General features: G+C 56.4%; 21 protein-coding genes and 5 pseudogenes. 14 read left to right on the top strand and 12 right to left on the bottom strand.

Translation table 11 applies throughout. The features are described from left to right. Positions 1 to 23: 23 nt before the first annotated feature. Together QO002_RS28270 and QO002_RS28265 are read left to right on the top strand one after the other, a co-directional pair. Positions 24 to 1,643: an L-lactate permease gene (locus QO002_RS28270; RefSeq protein ID WP_307236220.1), complete on the top strand. Its 1,620-nt coding sequence runs from the start codon at positions 24 to 26 to the stop codon at positions 1,641 to 1,643. Positions 1,644 to 2,431: 788 nt separating this feature from the next. After that, entirely contained in the window at positions 2,432 to 3,163 is a 732-nt protein-coding gene (locus QO002_RS28265; RefSeq protein ID WP_307236218.1) for a hypothetical protein, read from the top strand. A gap of 189 nt (positions 3,164 to 3,352) precedes the next feature. Here QO002_RS28265 and QO002_RS28260 read toward each other — a convergent pair whose 3' ends face one another. The 3 genes from QO002_RS28260 to QO002_RS28250 all read right to left on the bottom strand — a co-directional run bounded on the left by QO002_RS28260 (position 3,353) and on the right by QO002_RS28250 (position 7,794). Next, a complete protein-coding gene (locus tag QO002_RS28260; RefSeq protein ID WP_307236216.1) occupies positions 3,353 to 4,189 on the bottom strand; it encodes a bile acid:sodium symporter family protein in 837 nt (278 codons plus the stop codon). Positions 4,190 to 5,252: 1,063 nt separating this feature from the next. Beyond that, a complete protein-coding gene (locus QO002_RS28255) occupies positions 5,253 to 5,411 on the bottom strand; it encodes a hypothetical protein (RefSeq protein WP_307236214.1) in 159 nt (52 codons plus the stop codon). 466 nt (positions 5,412 to 5,877) lie between these two features. Then, positions 5,878 to 7,794, bottom strand: coding sequence for a calcium-binding protein (locus tag QO002_RS28250; protein ID WP_307236212.1), 1,917 nt, complete (start codon positions 7,792 to 7,794; stop codon positions 5,878 to 5,880). 836 nt (positions 7,795 to 8,630) lie between these two features. On the opposite strand from QO002_RS28250, the gene QO002_RS28245 reads away from it, so the two are divergent. The 4 genes and pseudogenes from QO002_RS28245 to QO002_RS28230 all read left to right on the top strand — a co-directional run. Further along, positions 8,631 to 8,786 carry a hypothetical protein gene (locus QO002_RS28245; protein ID WP_307236210.1) on the top strand — a complete coding sequence of 52 codons (156 nt, stop codon included), beginning with the start codon at positions 8,631 to 8,633 and terminating at the stop codon, positions 8,784 to 8,786. A gap of 935 nt (positions 8,787 to 9,721) precedes the next feature. Next, positions 9,722 to 10,648 carry a metal-dependent hydrolase gene (locus QO002_RS28240; protein WP_307236208.1) on the top strand — a complete coding sequence of 309 codons (927 nt, stop codon included), beginning with the start codon at positions 9,722 to 9,724 and terminating at the stop codon, positions 10,646 to 10,648. After that, complete coding sequence (locus QO002_RS28235) at positions 10,645 to 11,463, top strand: class I SAM-dependent methyltransferase (protein WP_307236206.1); 819 nt, start codon at positions 10,645 to 10,647, stop codon at positions 11,461 to 11,463. Before QO002_RS28240 ends, QO002_RS28235 begins: the two co-directional genes overlap by 4 nt. A gap of 193 nt (positions 11,464 to 11,656) precedes the next feature. Then, positions 11,657 to 11,904: pseudogene (locus QO002_RS28230) on the top strand (site-specific integrase); the annotation flags it as partial. Here the strand turns inward: QO002_RS28230 and QO002_RS28225 are convergent. Further along, positions 11,877 to 12,137: pseudogene (locus QO002_RS28225) on the bottom strand (transposase); the annotation flags it as partial. The pseudogenes QO002_RS28230 and QO002_RS28225 overlap by 28 nt on opposite strands. Before the next feature lie 277 nt (positions 12,138 to 12,414). Here QO002_RS28225 and QO002_RS28220 point away from each other — a divergent pair. The 3 genes from QO002_RS28220 (at position 12,415) to tnpC (ending at position 14,815) form a co-directional block, all read left to right on the top strand. Continuing rightward, positions 12,415 to 12,801: a transposase gene (locus tag QO002_RS28220; RefSeq protein WP_307225521.1), complete on the top strand. Its 387-nt coding sequence runs from the start codon at positions 12,415 to 12,417 to the stop codon at positions 12,799 to 12,801. Then, positions 12,798 to 13,142, top strand: coding sequence for an IS66 family insertion sequence element accessory protein TnpB (gene tnpB, locus QO002_RS28215; protein WP_037098231.1), 345 nt, complete (start codon positions 12,798 to 12,800; stop codon positions 13,140 to 13,142). The genes QO002_RS28220 and tnpB overlap by 4 nt, the downstream gene beginning before the upstream one ends. A 74-nt stretch (positions 13,143 to 13,216) precedes the next feature. Beyond that, a complete protein-coding gene (gene tnpC / locus QO002_RS28210) occupies positions 13,217 to 14,815 on the top strand; it encodes an IS66 family transposase (RefSeq protein ID WP_307236204.1) in 1,599 nt (532 codons plus the stop codon). Positions 14,816 to 15,597: 782 nt separating this feature from the next. Here the strand turns inward: tnpC and QO002_RS28200 are convergent. Together QO002_RS28200 and QO002_RS28195 are read right to left on the bottom strand one after the other, a co-directional pair. Next, positions 15,598 to 16,182: a class I SAM-dependent methyltransferase gene (locus QO002_RS28200; RefSeq protein ID WP_307236202.1), complete on the bottom strand. Its 585-nt coding sequence runs from the start codon at positions 16,180 to 16,182 to the stop codon at positions 15,598 to 15,600. 191 nt (positions 16,183 to 16,373) lie between these two features. Then, positions 16,374 to 17,753 (bottom strand): transposase, encoded by a 1,380-nt coding sequence (locus QO002_RS28195; RefSeq protein WP_307227588.1) that lies wholly within the window; start codon positions 17,751 to 17,753, stop codon positions 16,374 to 16,376. Positions 17,754 to 17,943: 190 nt separating this feature from the next. On the opposite strand from QO002_RS28195, the gene QO002_RS28190 reads away from it, so the two are divergent. Further along, positions 17,944 to 18,105, top strand: a complete 162-nt coding sequence (locus tag QO002_RS28190; protein WP_307236199.1) for a hypothetical protein — start codon at positions 17,944 to 17,946, stop codon at positions 18,103 to 18,105. A 96-nt stretch (positions 18,106 to 18,201) separates the two neighbouring features. On the opposite strand, the gene QO002_RS28185 is transcribed toward QO002_RS28190, so the two are convergent. After that, a complete protein-coding gene (locus tag QO002_RS28185; protein ID WP_307236197.1) occupies positions 18,202 to 18,456 on the bottom strand; it encodes a hypothetical protein in 255 nt (84 codons plus the stop codon). Positions 18,457 to 18,701: 245 nt separating this feature from the next. On the opposite strand from QO002_RS28185, the gene QO002_RS28180 reads away from it, so the two are divergent. After that, complete coding sequence (locus QO002_RS28180) at positions 18,702 to 19,157, top strand: hypothetical protein (protein ID WP_307236194.1); 456 nt, start codon at positions 18,702 to 18,704, stop codon at positions 19,155 to 19,157. A gap of 179 nt (positions 19,158 to 19,336) precedes the next feature. On the opposite strand, the gene QO002_RS28175 is transcribed toward QO002_RS28180, so the two are convergent. Beyond that, complete coding sequence (locus QO002_RS28175) at positions 19,337 to 19,999, bottom strand: transposase (protein ID WP_307236192.1); 663 nt, start codon at positions 19,997 to 19,999, stop codon at positions 19,337 to 19,339. A gap of 475 nt (positions 20,000 to 20,474) precedes the next feature. Between QO002_RS28175 and QO002_RS28170 the strand changes: the two genes are divergently transcribed. The 3 genes and pseudogenes from QO002_RS28170 to QO002_RS31030 all read left to right on the top strand — a co-directional run bounded on the left by QO002_RS28170 (position 20,475) and on the right by QO002_RS31030 (position 21,627). After that, complete coding sequence (locus QO002_RS28170) at positions 20,475 to 20,846, top strand: nucleotidyltransferase domain-containing protein (protein WP_307236190.1); 372 nt, start codon at positions 20,475 to 20,477, stop codon at positions 20,844 to 20,846. Further along, a pseudogene (locus QO002_RS31035) lies at positions 20,833 to 21,368 on the top strand (ribonuclease toxin HepT-like protein). Before QO002_RS28170 ends, QO002_RS31035 begins: the two are co-directional and overlap by 14 nt. Beyond that, positions 21,358 to 21,627 (top strand): HVO_A0114 family putative DNA-binding protein, encoded by a 270-nt coding sequence (locus QO002_RS31030; RefSeq protein WP_370878609.1) that lies wholly within the window; start codon positions 21,358 to 21,360, stop codon positions 21,625 to 21,627. The pseudogene QO002_RS31035 and the gene QO002_RS31030 overlap by 11 nt, the downstream one beginning before the upstream one ends. A gap of 390 nt (positions 21,628 to 22,017) precedes the next feature. Here the strand turns inward: QO002_RS31030 and QO002_RS28165 are convergent, their stop codons facing one another. The 4 genes and pseudogenes from QO002_RS28165 to QO002_RS28150 form a co-directional block, all read right to left on the bottom strand. Continuing rightward, positions 22,018 to 22,362, bottom strand: coding sequence for a hypothetical protein (locus QO002_RS28165; RefSeq protein WP_307233836.1), 345 nt, complete (start codon positions 22,360 to 22,362; stop codon positions 22,018 to 22,020). Further along, positions 22,359 to 22,674: pseudogene (locus QO002_RS28160) on the bottom strand (transposase); the annotation flags it as partial. The pseudogene QO002_RS28160 and the gene QO002_RS28165, both read right to left, overlap by 4 nt. A gap of 1 nt (position 22,675) precedes the next feature. Next, a pseudogene (locus QO002_RS28155) lies at positions 22,676 to 23,322 on the bottom strand (IS5 family transposase); the annotation flags it as partial. 1,298 nt (positions 23,323 to 24,620) lie between these two features. Continuing rightward, the gene (locus tag QO002_RS28150; protein WP_307236188.1) at positions 24,621 to 25,229 is read right to left on the bottom strand and encodes a general stress protein; all 609 of its coding nucleotides are present in this window, start codon (positions 25,227 to 25,229) and stop codon (positions 24,621 to 24,623) included. Positions 25,230 to 25,243 lie beyond the last annotated feature (14 nt).

Here is a 25,243-nt window from a genome sequence, read left to right as displayed (position 1 = left end):
ACTGGAAGAATAAGGACAAGCTTATGTGGCAACAAACATACAATCCATTGGGAAATCTCTATCTTTCGGCCTTGGTCGCAGCGCTTCCAATTCTCTTCTTCCTTGTCGCGTTGACTTTCCTGAAGCTCAAGGGACTGACTGCTGCAATCGCCACGTTGGCGCTGTCCGTCGGCATGGCTTTCCTTATCTTCCACATGCCAATGGAAAAGGTCCTCGGAGCGGCCATCTTCGGAATCCTCGGCGGCCTTTGGCCGATCGGCTACATCGTGCTGATGGCTGTTTGGCTGTATAGGCTAGCGGTCAAAAGCGGCAAGTTTGACGTCATTCGCGGCAGCATCGCAACGATATCAGATGATCAACGCATCCAGGTTATTCTGATCGCATTCTGCTTCGGTGCTTTTCTTGAGGGTGCGGCTGGATTCGGCGTGCCCATTGCCATTTGCGCGGCGCTTCTCGTGGAGTTGGGTTTTAAACCGATTAAAGCTGCAATGCTCTGCCTTCTCGCGAACGCCGCGTCTGGGGCATACGGCGCAATCGGGATCCCCGTCTTGGTCGGTGCTCAGCAGGGCGGTGTCGATCTTTCGGAAATGTCGGTGATGATGATCGCGATCGTTCAACTGTCCACGCTATTCGTGCCACTGCTGCTGATCCTCGTTCTCGATGGCTTTCGCGGCGTCAGAGAAACTTGGCCAGTGCTTATCCTGATCGGATTGTTATTCAGTGGTCTTCAAGCGCTCACATTGTATTTAATTGGGCCGGAACTGACCGACATTATCGCTCCTCTTGCATCGATGGCTACGCTCGCCTTGTTCATGCAATTCTGGCAACCAAAACAGATTTACCGAGAGACTGGTGCCCCGCCCGTATCGGCTCAGCGCTGGTCGCTCCAGGAGGTCATTTCGGCGTGGTCGCCGTTCTACGTACTGACGGGCGTCGTTCTTTTGTGGAGCGTACCACAATTTAAAGGCCTCTTCGCGGGTGATGGCCTACTGGCAGCCACGGTCCTGAAACTGCCGATCCCGTTCTTGCATATGCAGGTAGAAGAACTACCGCCTATCGCTTCTTCGGTTCACGCTCTACCTGCTGTGTGGAACGTGGCTCTGATAAGCGCGCCTGGAACCGCAATTCTGATCGCCGTAATCGTCACCACCTTGCTCTCATCGAGATTGTCGCTGTGGGATTCATTCAACCAGTTCAGAACTGTAGTTCGTGATCTATGGAGCCCGCTGACGATGATCTCTCTCATCATGGCAGTTGCGTATATTGCCAATTTTTCAGGAGCGTCATCCAGTATCGGTCTGGGGTTGGCTGAAAGCGGAAGGATTTTTCCCCTGATAGCGCCCGTAATCGGCTGGCTTGGCGTGTTCATCACCGGGTCTGTTGTCAACAGCAACACCCTCTTTGCCCACCTGCAATCCGTTACAGCTACACAAATCGGAACCAGCCAACCCTTGTTGGTCGCCGCCAACACCAGCGGTGGGGTGATGGCAAAACTGATCTCGCCGCAATCTATCGCCATAGCTGCGGCCGCAGTTGGTCAGGTTGGTCGAGAATCCGAAATTATGCGCACGACTTTGCTCTACAGTCTGGCGCTTCTCGCGTACGTCTGCGTTTGGACATTCATGTTATCATTCACGGTTTAAGGGGATCATTCGAAGGTGACTGAATCTCGACAGCAGATTCTCTCGCATAACTAGAAACGCGGGCTTGTCGCAAATATTTCTGCCGTCGCGACAATCCCGTAAACGATGTTCATGTCAGGCAATGTTAACCTTCGCCGGTCGAAGAGGCGAACGGCAAATGCATGTCATGATCCTTCGGCGAAATTGGCGCGCAATGTTCTGCGTGATCGGTAACTTTCTGTTCCGAGCATCAATGCGGCACGCTAAAACAACATTTTGCTATGGAGGAGCGCGACAATTTCAGCGAGCAAATACTCGAGAAGCGGTTCGATGGGGATCAACTGCAGCAACCCAACGCTCGGCGCGTAAGCACACCTTCGCACTTGTCGTCTTATCTCACGGGATTAATTAATAATTGGTCAATGCGCATTTCCGACACCGATGCCGTAAACTAACGGTATCGGCGCAGAATAGGCGAAAACCCGCCTTCTCAGCCGACGACCCAGCTCTTGGCATTTCAGCGGGGTGAACTGCGGTCTACTCTGCAGCATGCCGTTGCTTCCTCACTATACTACGATGGTCGCCGTAGACCACCAGTGACCAGAAATTCTTCGCCGAGATGCCATATCTTGGAAGTCTTCGGCGCTTCGCTCGATCTAACTTTCAGCTCATCGTCCAGCATTCACTTCTCTTTCCCCGGTGGTGACAAAATGCCTTTAAATTGGCAGAATGGCTTCTACGTTCTTCGCCGAGCTCCTGTCGTTCGATGCTCATGGCGGTCTGATGACTCGGTGCTTTGGGAGAAGCATATGTGGTATCCCGCCATTGCCAACTCCAAGTCGGCTCCGTTCCTGCAGCGGGCCTTCTTTTGGTGGGTTGTTCAGGTGAAGCTTGCACTTCCGCCGACGATCTTCTTCTTCGTCGGTTTCAACTTGATCTTGTGGACCAAGCGCCTGATCCTGGAGGAGCACGGCATCGAGTTCAGTGGTTTCCTCACCGCGCTAGTGGCGGCGCTGCTGATCGGAAAAGCCGTTTTGATAACCGACAATCTGCCTTATATGCGCCGCTTCGACGGCGCGCCGATGGTTCAGCCCGTGTTGTTCAAGAGCGGGATATACTGGGTGTGCATATTGATCGCGCGGCTGGCCGAGGAGCTCCTCCGTTTCGTCGCTGCAGGCGGCACAATCGTCGATTTCGGGGACCACTTGGTCAATCACTTTTCGCTGACGCGTTTTTTATCAATTCAGATATGGTTGATGGTGCTATTCCTTGTCTACGTCACGATACACGAACTTAACAATCTCTTCGGACACGGCGAACTGTACCGCCTATTCTTCCGTTGGCGCGCATCCGAGGCCAAGCTTGCCCGCCGTCAGCGCGTTCGGTTGCTCACGCGCCTCAACCGACTCGCTGAGGCCAGCCCTATCGAGGCATTCAGTGAACGGACATCGCCCGTGCACGCTGAACTTGTTGCCATACTCCACGAGCTCGCTTTGCCGCCCGCCGCGGCTACACCTGACGACGGCGCAAGTTATGGATGATGACCCTTGTGACAAACACTTCATGAAAGCAGGGACAATGCCTGCCACTTCAGCGCCAGAAATCTATGGCTATTGCTGATCGGCCAACGATCGCGTTCACAATCCCTGCGATAACATTTGGCTTAGTGTTTTGGCCAAGACTGACACGCTTCGGATCCAGTTCTCAGGGGAAGGGGGAAAGTCTTCGGATCACCGATTGGCCAAAGCTCGAGCCATTGGCAGGAGAAGTAGCAATCCGACAATCGAAGTTACGACTACCATCACGGCCACTTGCGGATCGCTGAAATTCTGTCTTGCAACGACGAGTGCGGCGGCAAAGTTGCGCTGTGCAGTACTGAGCGCCATAACCCGTCTGGTGTCCGGAGCGGAGCCTCCGAGCACCCAGCCTATTCCAAACCCCGATGCAACAAACACGAAGCCCGCGAGGATGCCTCGGGTGCCGAAAACATCCACAATCTCGTCCAAACTCGTTATGACGATCAACGTCGTCATAACGATGAAGGTCACATTGGATATCCAATCCAGTGCAGGTTTGATGCGACATGCCACAGCGGCACATCTCCCGTTGAACATGAGCCCAGCGGCGAGTGGGATGAGCATGAGCACTACAAGCGAGCGGGCAATCCTCCATGCATCAACCGCGGTGCCTGGAAGCAGCATGGGCAGCACGACAGGCAGATAAACGACCGTAATGATCATCAGCAGCACCATCAGACCTACTGCGGACGGAACATTACCCTTTGCAATTTCGGAAAGCTTTGGCGAAATAGGCGCTCCCCCCGAACAGCCAAGTAGTAGCAGTCCTATTGCTAAGGGTTCAGCGAGCCAGAACACCTTTGCGACTGTGAACGCGATCAGGGGCATCAGAAGAAAATTGGCCAGGATTGCGAGCGAGATGAGCCGGACATTTCGGAGAGGCCTGGAAATCTGAGAGACTGTGAGGCTTGCTCCCGTCGCCAACATGCTCGAAATCACGAAGATCAGCGCGAAGACGGTTGCCGCTTTGCTCACAATTTCCATTGTCATGACTTTCACATCCGTAAAAAGGGCGGCAATTCCTCTGCGTTGGCATGGACATAATTGTTAGTGGACGCCGTTCGAGGAGATGAGGATTGGTGTGACTAGCTCTCAGCTTTGACGAGGATAGAGCCCATCAGAGGGGCGGTCTGGAAATAGTAGGAGAACGGGTGGTTCGACGGCCGAATGCCTGAAATCCGATACGGTGGTGATCAAATCCGGCAGCCAACTAGCTTGAACGTACGCACAATTTCGCGCCTGTCGCCTTCTAACGGGATTGGATAACAAACCGTCAATTCTCTTTTCCGACACTGAAACTTTGAACAAGCCCGCATCGAGGTAGTGGTGAGCATAACTCACAGCCCCGCTTTCACCAATCGGATATCCCATATAGATGAAAAGAAAAGCCCCCGGTGATCAGGTTCAGACGGGTAGGTGCTGCGCTTCGTGCTGAAGATAAATGTGGTCTGTTCTATAACGGCCACAGACCTCAGAAGCGAGCGGGCCTTTGTATTCGACGGCCCTAAGAGACTTACTCGAAAAGAAATCAATAGACATGGTACCTTACGAGCCTCCGACTGAGCATCCGGATGTGAGCGATAAGCACCACGCCTCAGCGGAGGCAAGTCCAAAGCGGCAGCAGGCCACCCCGGTGAGTGAGCCATCCAAGCCTTATTACCGAGAGCGCCTCCTTTTGTAGCTACGCAGAGAGCATAACTCAGGTTGTATCCATGGCCGCAAGCTAGCCAAATGGATGAGTCGACCGCTAGCGGCGACGGGCAGAATTTTTTCGACTGGGGCAAAATGGGAGGATTCTGTGGTGCTGATTGCCTTGGTCGCATATTTCTCGGTGGCGGCTGTTTTCGTGGCGTGCCTTTACGTAGACGGGCAGACGGCGCGCGTGGACGCCAACGAAAGTTTTGGGAGCATTACTCGCGATCGTTAGGCCCGGAATACTTTTGCTCGTTCTCACCACCCATTATTTGATCGAGTTTGACCATCGCCAAAACAAAACAACAGTCCCCGCTTGGGCGATGGACGCGCAAGGCGACTAGCTGCCGCGATCGCTGCCTCAGCCTTCCCGGTCGGTCAGCGCTTTTGCTCGCTTTTTACCATACTGGTCGGCTTCTTCTTGCGTCCGAAACGCTCTGTGTTCATCAGCGCCATTGTGAAAGATTGATGCGACCCATGCACCTTGAATACTTTTGACAACAACTTTCGGCTCGCTCAAAACAACCCTCTCTACGCCTTTGTGATGGATACATCTTAGGGTGTATCTTGCGATTTAGCATTCACTAATTTCGGTAGATGACATGAACGATCCGCGAACGCACCGCCGCCGTCGGGTAAACGATTGAGATGATCCAAGCCCGGGGCATCCCCTCGACGACTTGGTCTCCGATGTCAGTTCCCTTGGTGACAGTAAACATCACGGTGTTGAGGCACCCTCCACCCATAACGAGTGCGCCAATTCAGAGTAAAGATCATATTGCCTATGTTTCACAAAGGACGCCCCGGCCGCTGATTTGCGGTCGGGGCTTTTTTATACTGCATTCTTGATTCCAAGCACCTGCTCGCCGGCGGACTAGAGACATCAGGCTCTTTTCACTACCAGCCCCGTCTATTACGCGGCGGGCCGATCGGGAGCACCTTTCAGGCCGTTGTTCGATGCACGAACGTGAGGCATGGCTCAAGCCTTACACTACCAGAAAATCGGCATGCGTCATGGTCAGGCCGGTGCCGAGGGTTGCGAAGCGGACTGCCGCGCCTGCGCCGACGCCGTCGGCATCGTAACTCAGCGCGCCTGTCGCCGAATTGTAGATGATCCGATCACTGGCATCGGCCGCCGCAGTTCCAATGTGAAATGCTGATGACGCCAGTGCGCCGGCTGCACCGAGCGTGGTGAATATAGCATTCTCCAACTGGATCGTATCGCCTGACACGGAGAAGTCGGTGATAACATCGACATTAGTCGCAGAATTGAGCGCGGTGTTGAAGACAAAACTGTCCGCGCCGGAACCGCCGGCCAGCGTGTCACTGCCGAGGCCACCCATCAGCCGGTCGTTGCCTCCCTCGCCTTCCAGTGTGTCGTTTCCTCCGCCGCCATCGATCACATTGGCCCCGTTGTTGCCGATAATGATTTGGGCAAGCGCGTTGCCGGTCAGGTTGAGGGCCTTGGTGACAAGCGCGTCGTCGGTGGTAAACAGCTCGATCGACGTGCTGGTTGCCAGCGTATAGCTGACACTGGTCGCAACCCCGTCCGAGCCGGCGCCGGCCGCTTCGATAACCACGTCCCGGGCATTGTCGACGAAGTAGATATCGTTGCCAGCGCCACCGGTCATCGTGTCAGCACCAAGGCCGCCGATCAGCCAGTTTGCGCCGCTGTTGCCGGTGATCTGGTTCGCCAGGTCGTTGCCAGCACCGTTGATCGAGGCAGACCCCGTCAGAACGAGATTTTCAAGATTGGCGCCCAGCGCATAGCTCACGGAGGACTGAACGGTATCTACCTGCCCCACGTTCGCCGAGGTTTCCAGAACCATGTCTCTGGCACTGTCGACGATGTACAGGTCGTTGCCGTCGCCACCGACGAGCGCATCGTTGCCACCGCCGCCGACGAGAGTGTCGTCGCCGCTGCCGCCGAGTAGAATGTCATTGCCGCCACCGCCGGCCAGCACCATGTCCGAGCCTCCATGCGCATCGATCCAGGTGTCGGTCTCGGCAAGCAGATTTTTCCAGGTTTCGGAACTGGTGTCCTTGAGATGGCTCTGGCCCCACCAGAAAACGACCGCGGCGCCTTCGGTCGCCGCGAGCATGTCGTGCATTTCCTGCGCGGTCGGCCCGCGGGACGCGGCGATCAGATGAAGGTCCATCTGCGCGAGGAAATGCGCAGAGTACAGGTCCACCGGAGAAAACCCCTGCAGAACCATTGTATGCAACTTGTCTGGAAGATTTTCCGCCAGCCACGTCATATAGTCGCGGACCGCCTGCGCCGGCGAAACAAGCTTGCCATTGCTGTACGGGGTCGAGGCACCGACGGAAGCGCCGACCGGGTAGACATCGAAGCCGACGATGTCAGCCCATTTGGCATGAGCGAGGACGTCGGCGAAATACGCATCGCGACCTTCCTGCGTCTGCATCACCGGGTCTTCTTCGTCGATAGACCGTTGAACCTGGATAACCGGCAAGCTGGCGTCGATCGCCTTTATGTGTTCGTAAAGCCGCTGGGAAACGGCTGGGTCCACGTTGCGGAAGGCTGGTTCGTCCGGCCCATATACGCCATGGAGAAGATCGCGCCCGGCTGCTTTGATAAGGGCACGAAGGGGATCAAGCTCAGCCGATGGGAATGGCTCATTCAGGTCGTATAATAATTCGGCGTTAACGGCGAGTTTGATGCCATGCGCTCGCATAGCTTCGAAAACGCTCGGATCAGCGGTACCAAAGGGAGGGGGCAGAAAATCCGTCTCAAACCCGAGGCTCTGGGACGTCGGATTTTCCTGGTATTGGGTGAACGGAAAATAGACCTTGACGCCTGCAGCTTCGAGCTGGCTGAAAATAAGGTCGTAATTACGGGTCGCCCCAAGTTCTAAAGGCACACCTGCCATTCCGACAATCATCACCCCCTCCAATCGCCGATTCAACCATACGGCAAACTCGATCTCGGGCCGGAATACACACGGTGGCTCATATGAGCGGGCCAATTGTACCATCAAATGTCTAGACTCAGATGGGGATTCGGCTTGCGCCCATCTTCGTGCGAATTCCGACCAAGGCGGACATCGATCCCGATTTGAGTCAAGCCACCGATCCAATGTAAAGGCGGTCGCTCCTATGTCTCTCGAACTATATGCGCACCCGAGAAGGCGGGGAGTTCCCCCTAATCATTCGCAAATGAAAGTATGGGTGCGACGGAGTGAGCTGTAACACCGCGCCATTAAGAGACGCGCCAGCATACTGGCCCGCTGCGCGTCGTGAACAGTGGGATTCGGCGCTCCAAATGAAAGCTAAACGGCAAGCTTGGGCCACACCGCCGCCTGCCTGACCGTGGCGCTCGTCAGGACTTCCCTGGTACAACCAAGTCATTGCACGCGCCTAATCCTCTTGCTGCTCCACCTAACGACTATTTTGTTGCTTGGCGAAACTCCCTATGATTTCTGGCAGCCGACGCAGACAACGAACGTAGTGACTGGGGATCGACACCAAACGCCTGGTTCTTCCCGGCCTTTCTGTTTGACGCAATTGCCATCCTACAGCCCTCGGGCATTGGCGAGCATTACACGGTGGATGGCGACATCTCCGCATCGGAACGCGCTGCACGGGCGGTATGACCGGAACTGGGGATATTCCGAAGTTGCAAAAGACGGTCTAAAAGGACGGGATATCCCGAGCGAAGTCGAAGCCCAGAGACGGTCAAGTGCGTTGACAAAGCTCCTGAAGGCGTGTGCCTCAAGTCATGAGCGCTGAAACACATGAGACCATTTTTGCAGGTCCGGTTCACGAAATCGCGATGGTGCGAGCCTGGCACAACGGCGACGTGCGCGCCTCGATTCGAACCCTGCTTATCGACCTGAAAAAAGGCCCACCAGCAACTGCAACAAACGCACCTTGAGTGTAAAATTGAGCCATCCTGCGTGAGTACTTGCAGGATGGCTCGAGTCCGGTTTTGGGGTAACCGGGCGCTCGGTTGGCTGCTCTTCACCAGGGAGTGACCAAGGACCAGCGTGGGGCTCTTGAGCGCTGCCCAAAACCTCGCTGAAAATTTCGAAATGCGTAACCCCGCAATTACAGGGGCAAAAGTCAAAAGCCCACTAAGGGTGCTAATCGCCATCGAGATACCGTACAGCGCCTTGGTCGAGTAGTAATAAACTCGCCCGCCCAGATCATCGAGACCGACGGTGGAACGGACGACTACCTCTACGACTCCGATGGCATCGCCCACGACATCGCGTCCTTTTCCCTCGGGCTGATCTTGCAAAAGGAAGCGAATGAGCCGGACTTGAAGCCGCGACAGTCAAGCCATGGGACGTTGAATGTCAGCCGACAGGGGCTAAGCCGACGATCACTGGCACGGATCTGCTGCAAGTTTCACTTGCTCGCGTAAACGTGGCCAGGACCGATCTTGAGGTGGCCGGCGTGACTGATCCTGGCGAAGCGAGTGACAAAGCCTGGACCAACTTTGGCTACCAGACTCGAGACGCACGACCCTCGCTGAAGCGATCCAACAGCGGGTGGGTTTATCGCGCTTAGAAACTGGTATAGTATTCTACAGGCATCAGTGCCAGTGTCGAAAACCTATCGGCAGAGCCCAGCATTAGCCGTGGTCGCAGCAATCAAACTTCTTTGGCACCCAAAGGTGGTATTTCAATGAAGCACGGTTGATTTTCTGGGGGGGGCAGATCGGGATTTTTTCGATCGATTTCACAGGGCACGACGGTCAGCCCCGACATTCCGTTTGTTGTTGTGGGCAGACGAATGGTTTGAGAGCAAGTGGGTTCTGACCTAGCCCAAGCAGCGCAGGGCGATAGCCGGGGAATGGTGGGTGAAATGGAGCAGGCATTTGGGCCAATCGAGGCCGCGAAGTGGGAGGGGGCCTCAGCCGGCTCCGATGACGAGGATATTATCCCGCGCGATATCCGTTTCGGCATTGTCGAAAATCCCATCCGCAACTGGTTCGCCGGCGACTTCCAAAAAACCGTGCTGCTCGATGGCCTGTCGATCTTTCTGCCGGAGGGCGAGCGTTATTTTATCCGCTCGCTGAAACATTACGCGCCAAAACTTGCCGACAAGGAACTCGCCGCCGAGATCAACGGCTATGCGGTCCAGGAGGCGTTTCACACGCGCGAGCATATGGATTATAATCGTGCCTTGACCAAGCTCGGCTATGACGTCGAGGCCATGGAACGACCGGTTCGTGTCGGCCTCGCCCGCGACACGTCGCCAATCCTACGGCTCGTCGTCACCTGCGCGATCGAACATCTGACGGCAACCCTATCGGCCGTGACGCTGCGCCATCCGGAATTGCTCGCCGACGCGGCGCCCAGCTATCGTCGCTTGTGGATGTGGCACGCTCTGGAAGAGCTCGAACACAAAGCGGTCGCGTTGGACGTATTGAAGCAAGCGACACCGAAACTTTCAGGCTGGAAGCGCTATTTTATCCGTGTGATGGCCATGAACGCGACCCTTTTCCCCTTTGTGTTCATTACACTGCGCAATATCAAAATTTTCGCGCGTACCGACGGCATCAAAACGGGCCCGCGTTTCTGGCTGCGCCTGGCAAGATTGGTGCTGATCTCGCCGGGTTATTGGCGTCGCTGCATGCCGCTGGTTCTGAAATACTACCTGCCCTGGTTCAACCCCGTGAACAAGGACGACGCTGAGCTAACCCGCAAGGGCCGGGCCTGGCTATATAACGAGTTCAAGAACATTGAGGCGGCCACGGCGCTGCGAACGGCTGGTAATCCCCCGCGATGAGCAGCCGCCTGTTCTCCCGCGTTCTCGACGTTGCTTCAACCGGCAAGTTTCCGCGTGTGCAGAAATGGGTCTGGCGGCGTATCTATAACCTTTTATCCTTGTCCTGGCGCGACCGGGATTGGCGCTTCATGAACTACGGCTTCGTGCCCGCCGATCCCACCTTCCTGTTGGAAGCCGAAGACGAGGCGGAGCGAGCCTTCATTGGCCTTTACCAGCAGGCGGTCGAAGGCCTGCCGGTCCGTGGCAAGCGTGTCCTCGAGATTGGCTCGGGTCGCGGTGGAGGCTCGCGATTTATCGCCCGCTACCATGCGCCTGCATCGATCGTCGGGCTCGACTACTCGCCTGAAACCGTGCGGCGCGCCCGACGCATCAATCAGGACGCTCCGTCGCTTGTCTTTGAAACGGGCGATGCGGAAAATCTGCCCTACGCTGATGGCTCCTTCGATATCGTCGTGAACATCGAATCCTCCCATTGCTACGGCAACGTGCCAGCGTTTGCTCGGGAGGTCTCACGCGTGCTCGCGCCCGGTGGGTGGTTCACCTTTGCCGACATGCGGTCAAAAACCCAGCTTGCCGCCCTGGACGGGCAGCTTGGCGCGCCGGGTCTGGAACTTGCGGAGGCGCGAAATATCTCAAAGGGCGTGGTCGCGGCGCTGGATGCCGCCGAGGCACGTAAACGCGAACGGATCGGCCGTTCTCGATGGATGCAGCACTTCATGACGGAGTTCTCCGGTTCCAAAGGGTCTGCCCTGTACAAGGGGCTTTCGCGTGGAGACATCGTTTATGTTGCCCGCCGCTATCGCAAGGCGGGATGAACCTAGGGGCCCGGATTTCCGGATGAACGAAAGAATGCCCCGCCTCGTAACGGGGGCTAAAGCGCCGTTCGAATAAACTGACTCATATGGATTGAACGAAGCCGCTTTCGCGGCATTTGGACGATCTGATTGCATGAAGTGCTACTGATTAAAGGAATGGGCTGTTTCGCCCACCTTCAAACAGGAGATGACAATGACGGAGATGAGCCCTCTACGGCGGCGGATGATCGAGGACATGACGATCCGCAATCTTTCGCCCGCGACGCAACGATCGTATTTGCATGCAGTGACGAAGTTTTCTCGCTATTTCGGCCGTTCGCCAGACCGCCTTGGAATGGAAGACGTGCGTGCCTTTCAGGTGCACTGGTATCATCGGGCCTATCGTGGCCGGCCTTGAACCAGACGGTCTGCGCTCTGCGGTTCTTCTTTGGCGTCACGCTCCCGGCATCCCGACGCCAAACATTCAGCAAACCGCGATTGACGCCCCAGCGCCGAGCAACAGCCGAGATGTTCACATCAGGCTCCGTGCTTTCCGCAAGGATGCGAGCCTTCTCCTCGTCTGTCCAATTCCGCCGTTGGCGTCGACCAGTGATTACCTCGATCCGACGATATTTTCCCTCATGCCTGGCTTCAAGCAAGCCTGCATCTTCTGAAGTAGGCTGCTGGTTAATAATCGGCAAGGCGAAAGACTGAGACGTGAGAGCGTGACTCGGACGTGAATGGTGTCCCCCTCCAATCAGCGTGCCGACACTCGAGTTCGAATCCTGCAAGTTGGCCCATTAGGTCTAGTTCTGCTGGCCAAATGTAGCGGTGAGGAGACCGGAAAACCTGTGCCTGCTTGGTGTCGTCAAATCGGAAATGGTGCGAAATGACCGTAAGCGCGCAGGCGACCCCACGTAGCGGGGGGGCGTAAAATGGCTCATTTTCGGCATGAATCATGCGGAGAATCCTATGAGCGACAGTGTGAATCAGGCTCGTGCCTTTGAGGTTTTGACAGCGACACCGGTACGGTCGAGACGTAAGCCGCGCGATTGGCCGGATGACGAGAAGGCGCGGCTGATTGCCGAGACGTTTCTGCCGGGGGCGAATGTCTCGGCTATCGCACGCGCTGCAGGACTGGATGCTTCGCAGCTTTACGGCTGGCGTCGCAAGGCATTGGCCTCGGGATCGGTGGTGCCCCTTTCGAAAGAGGCTAATGAAAGGGTTAGTTTCGCGCGCGTCGAAGCTGTTGCAAGTTCACCGGTGGAGATCGTCATGGGTGACGTCGTGGTGCGCGTTGCCGGAGATATCGAGCCGGATCATCTTGCCAAGATCCTACGGGCGGTGCGCAGGGCATGATTGCGTCTGGCGTTGTCGTTTACGTCTCCTGCCAACCGGTCGACTTTCGCAAGGGAGCGGCTTCGTTGATGGCTTTGGTCAGGGATGGCGGTCTAGATCCTTTCAATAGCGCCCTTTACGTGTTCCGTTCCAAACGGAAGGACCGTGTCCGGATCGTGTGGTGGGATGGCAGCGGGGTCTGTCTCTATTCGAAAGTTATCGAAGGAAATGGCTTTTGCTGGCCGGCAGCGACGGCGGCGCGCATCCGTCTGGATCATGCCCAGCTCATGGCCCTACTGGCCGGAATGGATTGGAAGAAGATCCGCCCGGCGACAATCAGGAGGCCGCTTTCGACGGGTTGAACCCATCCAAAAAATCTCACGCATGTTACTGTAAACGCTAGGAAAAGATCACTATTTGTGATCTACTTCCTGCTATGATGTTCTCTGCTTCGGACCTTCCTGACGACGTTGATGCACTCAAGGCGATGATCGTCGCCATGAGTGCAGAAGGCGCCGCTGCCCGAGCGGAGATCACCCGGCTTGAGGCATTGAAGAAAGACACTGACGAGCGGATCGCCACCCTCACTGCGATTGTGAAAGTTCTACAGCGTGCTCAGAAAGGCACCCGCTCAGAACGGCTTCGGTTGGGAATCGACGATGATCAGATCGACTTTGCGTTCGAGGAGGTCGAAACCGGCTTAGCGACGATCGACAGCGAGCTCGACCAGTTACGGAAAGACAAGCCGAAGCGGGAGGCTCGCCCGCGCAAAGGCTTTGCCGCTCATCTCGAGCGTATCGAGGAGGTCATTGAACCTGAAATCCCTGAAGAGTGCCAAGGGTTGGAAAAGGTTTTGATCGGCGAAGACCGATCCGAGCGGCTCGATGTCATCCCACCGAAGTTTAGGGTTATTGTCACCCGCAGACCTAAATACGCGTTTAGGGGCCGTGACGGCGTGCTGCAGGCTTTGGCACCTGCCCATATCATCGAAGCTGGCCTGCCGAGCGAACGGCTCCTGGCCTACATCGCCGTATCCAAATACGCCGACGGCCTTCCGCTCTACCGTCAGGAAACAATCTACCTGCGCGACAGCGTGGTACTGAGCCGCTCCTTGATGGCTCAATGGATGGGACATCTCGGCTTCGAGCTCAAGATCCTGGCCGATTACATCCTGGAGAGGATTAAAGCAGGTGAAAGGGTCTTTGCCGACGAAACGACATTGCCGACCCTGGTGCCTGGTTCGGGAAAAACAATGACGGCATGGCTGTGGGCCTATGCACGTGATGATCGGCCGTTCGGGGGATCAGGGCCACCAATGGTCGCCTACAGATTTGAAGACAGCAGAGGTGGGCGCTGTGTGGCCCGTCACCTGAGCGGCTTCAACGGCATTCTCCAGGTTGATGGGCACGGCGCCTATACGAGCATGGTCAAAGAGCAGGTCAAGGCCGGCAGCAACGAAACCATCACGTTGGCAGGGTGCTGGGCGCATGTCAGGCGCAAATTCTACGAACTCCATGTGGGGGGTATCAATCACGCCGCGACAGCCTCGGTGAAGGCGATGAGCGAGTTGTGGAAGGTCGAGGACGAGATCCGGGGAAAGGATGCCAACATCCGTGCTGCCGCACGACAAGAGCGGTCTGCGGCCATTGTCGCCAACCTTTTTGACATCTGGGAAAAGGAGCTCGCGAAAGTTTCTGGCAAGTCCAAGACCGCGGAAGCGATCCGCTATGCAATGACCCGCCGACAATCTCTGGAACGCTTTCTCGGTGACGGCCGCATCGAGATTGACTCCAATATCGTCGAGCGCGCAATCCGTCCCCAAACGATCACACGGAAGAATAGTCTATTTGCCGGAAGCGAAGGCGGTGGCAACACATGGGCCACGATCGCCACGCTTTTGCAGACAGCTAAAATGAACAACGTCGATCCGCTCGCCTGGCTGACACAGACCTTAGTTCGCATGGCCAACGGATGGCCCGCGCAGGATATCGACGCTCTGATGCCGTGGAACTTCGAGTCGAGCGGGGTCGGCTAACCGCTTACAAATGACCTGCTGAAGCACCACATCGTAGGTGTCGAGGCCAATATAGCCAGGTTCCGAATGCCAGACCACTGCTTGTTCGCCCGGTGTCAACTTGCGAAGCTCGGGCACCCACGGCTCCACAACGAAACGACCGCCAGATCGAAGATGGAGCGCTGCGTTACAAAAGCAGCGGACTTGCTCCGCTTGAGTCAGCAAGTTCGAAATTGTGTTGTATACAAGATAGACTAGCGAAAAGCTTCCGGGAACGACGGTCTTGGCCATGTCACCAAGTGTGACAGGGATGTTTTCTTCGCTGGCTTTTGTACGCATTTGAGCAATCATGGCGGGAGATTTTCGATCCCGACGACGGAAATACCCCGCTCTCTGAGCGGAACAGCCACCCGGCCAGTTCCGATGGCGAATTCGAGAACCGGCCCACCTTCCGCAAGTTCAACAAGTCGATCAACTGTGGGTCCCAACACGCTCGTCGAAAACATTCCGATGCCGGGCGAATCGTAAGACCTAGCTGTTTCGCCATCCCATATGTCACCATCCATGGTATTGGACGTTACAGCACGAACTTCCTGGTTGTCGAGGTCGGGCGAGACAGGGGCTCTCGGAGTGGTGCCCGACCTTCCAGATCGCCTGTATTATCCAAGCCGCCGAAATCCCTCGCCAGCCTTCGCGGCGTTCGTCGATGCTTTCCGGTACCGACCGGGAATGCGTTAGGCAGCACACCACAACGTCTCCTAAGGCGCGAAGCTCCCATGACGCATTCCGGCCCGAAGCGGCCTTCATTTCATCGCTGTGATAGCAAGCCACTCAGTCGGCTTCCGGTCGTATGCGCCACCTGTCCAAGCCTCGATTTCAATCTTCTTCCAAGGTGCTGATGCTTGCCAAAGCGATATCAACTGACTTTGCTCAAAATAGTTATAATAGCGTCCGAGCGCATCTAAGCCCTCCTCGTCGCCAGCCTTGAAGCTCGCCCAAACAACAGCATTCTCAGTCATCGCACGGTAAATTCTGCTGATGACCTGACCGAGTTCATGTCGCGGCGCATGGGTCAGAGAAGCACAGGCGTAAACCCCGTCATAAACACCATTGGCATCCAACTCGCTAAATAACATCGTCTTGACAGGTTGCCTAATGCGAAGCGAAGCAATGGCAGCAAGTTCCGATGATCCGTCTGTAGCATCCAGCTTGAAGCCATTCTCGATGATAGCGGCTGCGTCGACGCCACCACCTGTGCCTAATTCCAGCACCCTACCATTCGGTTTGCACTGGCTCAGGAACGTGAATAACCTTGGATTGGGCGCACTTCCGTCAGCCGCATATTCCTCCGAATTTGCTCGGTAAAAGTTCAGGGTAGTGTCGTTCATTAGTGTTTGCCCTCCCAATCCATGACCGACATAATTGCGACAAATGCAGATACGCGCAATGGCCGCTCTTGGCGGATATCGTTGAAAAACTCGACGGATTATCCGCTCACACGCCCTTTTCGGTCTTTTGGGCGGTGCACTATGCTGCGATCTGCCCACGCCTTAGCGCAGGGTATCGGTCGATGCCGCCCTCAAGCGGCGATGGCACCGCATGGCGGCATCTGAGGCCTGAGTTTGGCCAGCCTCCTCAGGTTCTGTGCGGTTGCGGCAAGCAGGAATTCGTCTCTCGCACCACACGGCCCTCGAAGCCTTAAACGTGCCATCCGTAGTATGCGCTTGAGGTGAGCGAAGAGCATTTCGACCTTCTTTCGACGATGCCGTGACTGCTCATACTCCGGTGTCTTGGCAATCGCTCGGGCGACATCGCGTGCATCCTCGTTGAGATCGCGCGGTACTTTGCGCATAGGCATGTTCGGGCAGCATCGAGGCTTCAGTTCACACTGATCACAGTCCTTCTTGCTGGCACGATAAAGCCGGGTTCCCTCGGCCGTGATCCCCGATCTGGGTGGGTCGTAAGTGCGTTGGAATTGTTTCAGCTCCTTTCCGGCAGGGCAAAGGTATTGCTCCTTCTCGGCTTCCCAGGTGAAGTCGGAACGCGAGAAGGTGCCATCCGTCCGCTTCGACTTGTCGAAGACCGGAATGTGCGGCGCGATCTCCTTCTCGTTGACCAACCAGGCGAGGTTGTCGGCAGAACCGTAGGCACTGTCGGCCGCGAGGTAATCGGGCCGCAAGCCGAAGCGGTTCTCGGTCCTGCCGAGCATTGTGCGGGATGCACCGACCTCCGCCTGGCGGATCGCCCGTGTCGCCTCCACATCCAGAATGACGCCGTGGTCTGTATCGATCAGATAGTTGGTCGCATAGGCGAAGAAGGCGTGGCCTTTGTGGGCACCGGTCCATTGGGCGGCCGGATCAGACGAGGAGATGAACTTCGGCGTGACCGGCGAGGCAGCGCCGAAAGCAGCATCATCGAGAACAGCCAGATATTCCTGTACCGAGCGTCCCGCATCTTCTTTGGCTTCCCATTCCGATCCTGGTACCGAGCGCTGCTTGTTTGCATCCGCCGCGATCAAGCTGGCATCGACTGCAAATCCTTCCGTACCAACCAACCCTTGAGAGAGGCAGCGCTCCACTACCGTTTCGAACATATGCCGCAGGATGTCGCTTTGCCGGAACCGGCCATGGCGGTTCTTCGAGAAGCTTGAGTGATCAGGGACCTTGCCGTCCAGACCGAGGCGGCAGAACCAGCGATAGGCGAGATTGAGGTGGACCTCTTCGCAAAGCCGTCGCTCCGAGCGAATGCCCATGGAATAGCCGATGATCAGCATTCGCATCATAAGCTCGGGATCAATCGAGGGGCGACCCGTGGCGCTGTAGAAAGGCTTCAAGTGCGCTCGTACGCTGTCGAGTTCGAGATGGCGGTCGATCCCGCGCAGCATGTGGTCGGCAGGAACGTGATCATCAAGGCAGAAGTCGTAGAAGAGCTGCGCTGGAGCTGTCTGGCATCCCATCATCACTCAATCCCCCGCAAATCAATGCGACGATTGAATCATGACATCCCAATGCCGACAACGGTTAGTTTTTCAACAGTATCGGCGCTTTGCGGAAGTAATAAGCAGATAGACTGCTTACAGGCCTCCGCCCGAGTTGTCTCAACGGCCGAAATGGCGCAAAGCGGAAATCGGTCAGCGGGAACGTGCGGTGATGCTTGAACCACGTGACGCGGGCATTGTACTATCGACCTTGCGGTATGGTGATGAAGTTCGTCCTGAAGAAGAATACTTCTCGGGGATCAAGGCACAGCCGGTTGACATCATGGCCGCGCTCAAGAAGAGCCTAGGAGAGAATAAACAGCGTAGCCGCTGATGGCGAGATTGCTGATCACGCCGCTTCCCATATACCAAAGCCGTTTTAGGAGCCCGCAACCAGAGTCGCGGGGTCCTGAAGCATAAACCTGGATTATCAGCCATCGATTGCCAGTCGGGCTTTTTGCATCGCTGCAACACAGGCGTCTATGTTGCCTGCCTGCATAGCGACGGTGGCGGTACCGATGGCCGCTTTAGCGGCTGACTTCTGAGCGTCGCTCGGAGCCTTTATTACATCGGCTTCGAGATTTGCCAGGTTGGTGGTGTCGCAGGTCATTGGCAAATCCTGCGCTAAGGACGTTGTCGAAAGCGCCAAAAATGCAGATCCTGCCAAAACAAGTGATTTTATCATGGTGTTCCTCCGTTGAGATGATTTTGCCTTGAACAAGAGCAACAACGGGAAATCTCAGCGCATGTTCCGCATTAAATTGAAGGTTTTGTCCACGCGATAGATCGCGAAGGGATACTCCCAGGTAGACTCCTTCGTTGGGCCCCCGAGGGGTTCGGGGCTTTTATCTCCGGAATTAGGTAGCAAATGCCACAAGATTCCGACCGCAAAATTTGTTACCTCCAGCTCTGTCGATGGAGTTGGATTGTATGGTGTCGGTCGTCGAGGAATTGAAAGCCAAGCTGGCCGAACTGGAAGCGCGGCTAGAGGCGATTAGGGCTGAGGCTCTCATCCTGGAAGGCCAAAAGGCGGCGTTCACGACCGTGATCAAGGTCTTCGATCCCCTTGCGATCAATGAGCGTGATCAACAGCCCAAGAAGAGGGATCGATCGACCCCTGGCCGCCGCGTGACAGACCTGCTCAGGGGTCGTGATGTCCGCCGCGGTGTTCTCGAACTTCTTAGAGATGCGGAGGAGCCAATCCTTGCCGGCGATCTGTCGAAACAGTTTGCCGAACGCGAGAGCTTTGGGGCGGAGATCGACGGGATTGGCCCAAACTTGGCTGGAAGGTTCTCTGGTCTGCTCGAAAGAATGGAGCAGGCTGGACTTGTTCGGTCGTCGGGTGCTCCTGACGGACGGCGGCGTCTCTGGGAGATCGCCAGATAGCCAATTCTCAGATGAGGGTTTCGATGACCATTGAGGCCTCCATCGGCTTTACGAGGCTGGCTTTTTGGCCAGGGGTAGCAAGGGCGGCGGATTGATCGGTCGTGCGGTCATGTGTCAGGCATCCATGTCTGTACCCAAGGGTGCCTATCGGCCGAACAAGCGTCCACCTGAATTTGCGGCTACCGCAGATACCGCTGTTTCTCGACCTTGGTGTCCTCGTCCCACACCTGCTCGTCGATGCGGTCTGCCGCACCCTGCCAGTAGCCGCACAGGTTCTCCGATGTCGTTCGGTGGGTGACTGTTCGCAGCACGTCAGCGAGCTGCCAACGAAGGCCCATGTAACGGGTGTCTTCCTTCCACGCGACCATCGCCATGTACCAGTCTAGGTATTTCACCGAGAAACGGTGATGAATGCCGACATAAGAGCGCTCGGCGCGGGCAAAGAAGCTCTCGATCCGGTTTGTGTCGGTCCCGTCCTCGGTCTGGTAGGCCTTGCTGTGGTTCACCCGCTGGAGGATCGCCAAGCCGACAAGGTCGTCATAGGAACCGTGTTCGTCGGCAGTCAGCAACGAGCGTGGCTGGACATGGTCACGCACGGCCGCCCAGGCTGCCTTCGGGTTCTCGTCGGATACGACGCGCGTAATGGTCCGGTTCGGCGCATCGTCATTGTGTTCGCGGATCGACAAGACACACATGCGCTCCTCCGAACAGCGAAATCGGCGGCGTCTGATGCTGTAAGGGGAAAGGTTTCCGCACTTCGGGCAGAACGGCTGCCCACCGTTTGCGGACCAGCGGAACGAGTAGAAAAGCTCGTAGGCCTCTTCCTCGCCGAGACCCCACACGGCCGCCGGATCGACGTTGCGGGCCTTCTTCGTCAGCAGGAAATGCTGGCCGAACTCGTCCTTGGGATCAGGCCAAAGGCAACGCTCGTATTTCCAACCTCCTGGCCTCGTCTTCGAAGGGGTCGTAGGCGTTGGGGTACAGGATCGGGAGCTTGGGGGAAGACATGGTCACCTCGGGACACGAAACACATGATGCTGACGGCCGCGCTTTGGGGCGGGGTGAAATCGTCAGCCTATTCGTGTCGCTCTCGTAACCATGACGCCCAGATACCAGGCTGGTTGGCGAGAGTCGATCGAGGTGAAGAGATATGGTTAACGCGCCACCATACATTGAACTCTAATGCGAACTCTAACCTTGCGGTATTTGCTACGTAATTCCGCATAATTCGAGAAACCTCGTTAACTTGAATCGAAGTAGGCGCTTCGTTTCGATTTGACAGCGTTGAATATATCTTGTGATGATATATAAAAGCTGGTGGATTGCATCGACACAGGCTTTGATTTTGAAAGTCGAAAGATCAGCGCGATGAACAAATTGAACGCCTTGGCCAAACAGCGAGCGGCACAGCGGCTTATGCAAGCGGACGTATGTGCCGCCCGTATCGTCAAGGAAGCCCATCGCGTTGGTGTGCAAATGTCCATTGTAGGGTCACTGGCCAAGAACTCCTTCAAGGCGCACTCGGATATTGACCTTCTCGTTCATGGAAGCGACGCCCCGCACCGTCGGGCCATGGTTGAGCGTTTGGTAGCCGAGCACTTGCGCGGCACTAACCTTCCCTACGATCTTATTTTTGAGGCCGACCTCACTGAAGAGCGGCTGAAGGAGATGTTGCATGACATTGTTTAGGCATCCAGCCTTTGCACGACTGTCGCCGAAATTGGAGCGGGCGAAGACGGAATTGTCGGAGCTTCAAAAATATTCGAGCAGCCATTATGATGAGTTTCTTGCCGGCGACTGGGGGGCGACCTCTGCGATATCCCTCGGGGTACACAATATCTACAATGGCATCGAAGACATCCTCCTAAGCCTAGCGAGAGATGTCGACGATGCGGTCCCCGGGGGGGCAACGATGCATCAAGACCTCCTTGACCAAATGGTGACCGAAATCTCTGGAATCCGACCCGCAGTTCTGATCAGGAACTCTATGAATCGCTCAGCGAGTTGAAGGGCTTTCGGCACCTTGTCCGACATCGTTATGGTTTCGATCTAAAGCCAGATAAGGTGCGTGACAACCTCGACAGAGTGGCCGTGGCTCTTCCAGCTTTCATCGAAGCTGTGCACTCTCTCGAGCGATCGCTCCTTGAAGAAAATACCGACGACCACGACGGCGGCGACGGCTCAGGCGGGGGAATGTCTGGTGGACCGTAATCGTAAAACGCCCGGACCAGAACAAGTACTGCGTGCTTTGACCCCAGAAAACTGTCGGCTTCTTGCACTTATTCATCGCCATAAACCCGATAGCGTTGCAAGTCTGTCGCGGTTAGCCGACCGACCGCAACCAAATGTCTCCCGAAGCTTAGGTGTGCTGGAAAGTGCAGGCATAATCTGTCTTGTCGGCTCTAGACCCAAGCGCCCAGAGTTGGCGGTAAGGGAACTGCGGATCAATCTTGTAGAACTGCATGTTTGACGCAGCGATGTGTCGTACGCTCTTGATGGCATTTGCCAAACCCGCCAACCCTACGCTATGCCGGGCGAGACTCTGATCTGCCTAATGGGCGATTTCCAACAGTCTCCGCCGACCGTCAGGAGCCCTTCTGCGGCAGTCGCAAGACGTTCGCGAGAAAGGTTACGCTGGGAAACTTCCGTGGCAAAAATTGGCGACTCCGCGTCTCGCAGGGTCTTCAAGATGCCGCGACGTAGATCACGTCCCTTCAGAAGGTCCGTGACCCGCCGAGCCGAGGTGGATCGATCGCTCCGCGTTGGTCGTTGCACGGCTTCATTGGCACTCTCGGAGCCATAAACCCCGATCACTGTTACGAAGGCTTTCCGTCGCCCCTCCGCTAGCGCCAGGTCGGCCCTAGCAGGCTGTTGAAGAAGTCTCTGACTTGGCCTTCAGGATGGCCTCGTCGCCATTGTGATAAGCGAACGCGATCTCGATTGCGCCATCGTCGAGTAATTCGGCATGACCGTCACCCGAGACCTCGTCCATTTCGTCGCATCCGGCCCAAGTGAAGGAGACCATGGACGTGCTGTAGCCGAGTTGGAGGCCCGCTTGCATCGCACCGAAGGCGATTTCTCCATGTCCATTGGCTCCGATGGTGATCGTGGCGGGTTCAACCAGGTCGAGATAATCCCGATCCCATAGATCGGCCTCGACGATCCGCCAGCGGCCAATCAGGCGGCAGTTCGAGGCCGCGCTCATGACGACACCGCCATCAGTTTCGGTAACCGCACCAGATCATAGGCGGCAGCCGCGAAGGTGAAGGCCCATCCGACGCGGTCGCGACCACGGAACTTCGTCTTGTCCTGCCCCGCGACAGTCTTGATCCAGCCGAACGCCTCCGATGCGCTTGCGGATACGCAAGCTGACCCCATAGCCGGAATGGCGCGTCGTGCGCCCGTCAATGGCGGAGTGGCGACCATTGACGTTCTGCGCCACATGGGGCGTCACCTTCATCGACCGCAAATCTTTGACGAAGTCCTTTGTGTCATAGGCCTTGTCGGCACCCAGGGTTCCATTTCCCGATTTTCTGCAGCCGCTTTTTCAGCTTGTCGCCCGCATAGCCGCCATCGGCGAAGACATGAAGCAGCCATGGCCATCGGTTCCTGATGGATTTCAGGAGATCGGGAGCGCCGTCGCGGTCCTGAATATCGGCACTATGCACCATGAGGCCGACCATCAGCCCGAGTGTATCGACAATGATGTGGCGCTTGCGACCCTTGATCTCAGCGCAAACGCAGTTTGTCGCCGTCTTGCCAGCATCAAAGCCTCGGATACCGCCGCTTTCAGTGGTTTTGACGCTTTGGCTATCGATGGCACCGGCCGTCGGTGAGGCTTCATTCCCTCCAGTTCCCGCGCCTCCATGACGAGGTGATGGTTGATCCGTGACCAAAGGCCCATGGCTCGCCATTCATAGAAATACCGCTGCACCGTCGAACAAGGCGGAAAGTCCTTGGGCAGCATCCACCACTGGCAACCTGTCGAGGCGATATAGAGAAGAGCGTTCACAATCTCCCGCAAATCGGTCTTGCGCGGCCGACCCAAACGCCGTGGCGCGGGCATGAACGCCGCAACAAAATCCCATTCGCGATCCGTAACGTCGCTTGCATATCGCAGCGTCCGACGGACATAATTCCGCCGGGTGGTTTCAGTCCAGGCCATCGTGCTCTCCTCGAATCTTCGCAAATCCGATGGAATCACAACCGACTGAAATCACTCACATCTTTTTGAGGCAGCTCTAACAGTATCGGCTGGCCAAAGTGTCACTCTTCGTTCGGGCGCTGCGAAGCCGCTCCGCTCTGCGGGACGGGTGAATCTCATTTCGTTCTCTTGACAGGGCCAATATTGGGCTCTTCTAAGATTCTCATGAACCGTTGAGGAACGGATTAAGGACAACCGGCCAACCTGAACGAACGCCTACCCCGAATGGTGGGTGGGGTAGAAAAGGCAAGCCTCTACAATTGGCTGTCTGTTTATCGAGAGGTCAAGCCTTTCGGCGCGAACGAAGAAGCCGACCGCCGACCGCCGGCTGGCAAACCAGGACCGCACATTTAGCTCCATGGCAGAGAGAGTAGCGCGATCATTTCGGATTCGAAATAACGGGGGGATGATCATCCCCCAGTGCCAACGCGACATTGGTAGGGGCGTTCGCCTCCCGATTCTGATCACAGTCGCGCCAAGCGGCGCGCCCCCATCGATAAAGCGGCATGTGGGTAGCACGAGTTATTAAAACAGAAAATGTCCCATGGTGGCACCGAGGGGACCTTTTCCGCAATGGCGCTTTCCTATCCCTCCGAAGGAAAGAAAGTGCTGATAAAACAATCTTAGGGTGCAAATATTGGTCTTCAAGAAATCAGTGTTGACCTATCAGGCACAAGAAAACTCCGGCGACGACGGTCACCGGAGCTTTCGTAAGCATTCCTGTCATCAACACTCACCCGCCAGTGAGTCATCACTTATGCGGCAGTGATAGGAAGAAGAATGGCACGCTAGTCGGACGATTCAAGACAGAGGTACTGTCCTTTTGGGCATCTCGGCTAGAAACAGGCGTTTTTCAGGCCGCTTTTTCGGGGTTTTACGCCGATTTCAGCGAGCAGATCCTTACACCTCGGTTCGCCGTCATCAAATGCTCTCCGAGGAAATGGACTGCCTGTGGCGCCGCGTTGGCATTCCGGCCGACCCCCTCTCTATGCGTGCTTGCGGACTTGCAATTGTTCGGGAAACGCTTCCATCCAGAGCCGACGCGCTCCTGTTTCAGTGGCTACCGTCTCTTCCCGACCAATCGGTCATCCTTTCCGATCGGGGTCGCAATCCGTTTTTCGCATCTTCAAAAAAGCAGTCGGGCACGCGGTACTCCGGCAGCGCGTGAACTGACGGTAACAGATTCCGGCGAGACGGCCGCTTAACAAACCAACGGGGCCGATCTGGCTCCGTTGTTTTTCAGAGGTGAGATGTTTGGCTTACAATGCGCGCCCCGCATAACGTGCGCGCTCGGCATCGATCTCAGCCTGCGAATAAGGATCGGCCTTGTCGTCGAAAGAGGTCCAGCCCTGCCCCTCATAGGCTGTCCGGCGGGCCGGAAGATCGACCCAGTTCGAGCGTTGGAGAATTGCTTCGGCCTCTGGGGCACGGGTATCGTCAACCTTTGCGGTCACCAGGGTACCCCCGCGGCGAACGCCTTCGGCATAAACATGGGCATCGCGCTCGTCGACGCCGGAGTCCGTCAATGCTCCGACGATACCTCCCGCGGCACCACCGACGACGGCACCAGCGACTGCGCCGGCAGCCGTGGCCGCCAGCCAGCCTGCGGCAACAACCGGGCCGACACCTGGGATAGCCATAATGCCAAGACCCGTCAGCAGACCGCCGACGCCGCCCACGGCAGCACCGATGCCAGCGCCTGTGCCCGCACCTTCGGCGGCGTCATCGTCATCGTCGTTGTAGCGCCCGTCCGAATTATTGGAGACGATGCTGATGTCGCTGTCTGAAATGCCTGCCGCCTTGAGCTGCTCGACGGCCGAGCTTGCATCTGAATACGTGTCAAAAAGGCCTGTCACTGTTTTCGTCATGGGGTTTCTCCTCG

This window comes from Pararhizobium capsulatum DSM 1112, from assembly GCF_030814475.1.
Lineage (GTDB): Bacteria > Pseudomonadota > Alphaproteobacteria > Rhizobiales > Rhizobiaceae > Pararhizobium > Pararhizobium capsulatum.
This window is presented reverse-complemented; position numbering and strand designations above follow the sequence as displayed.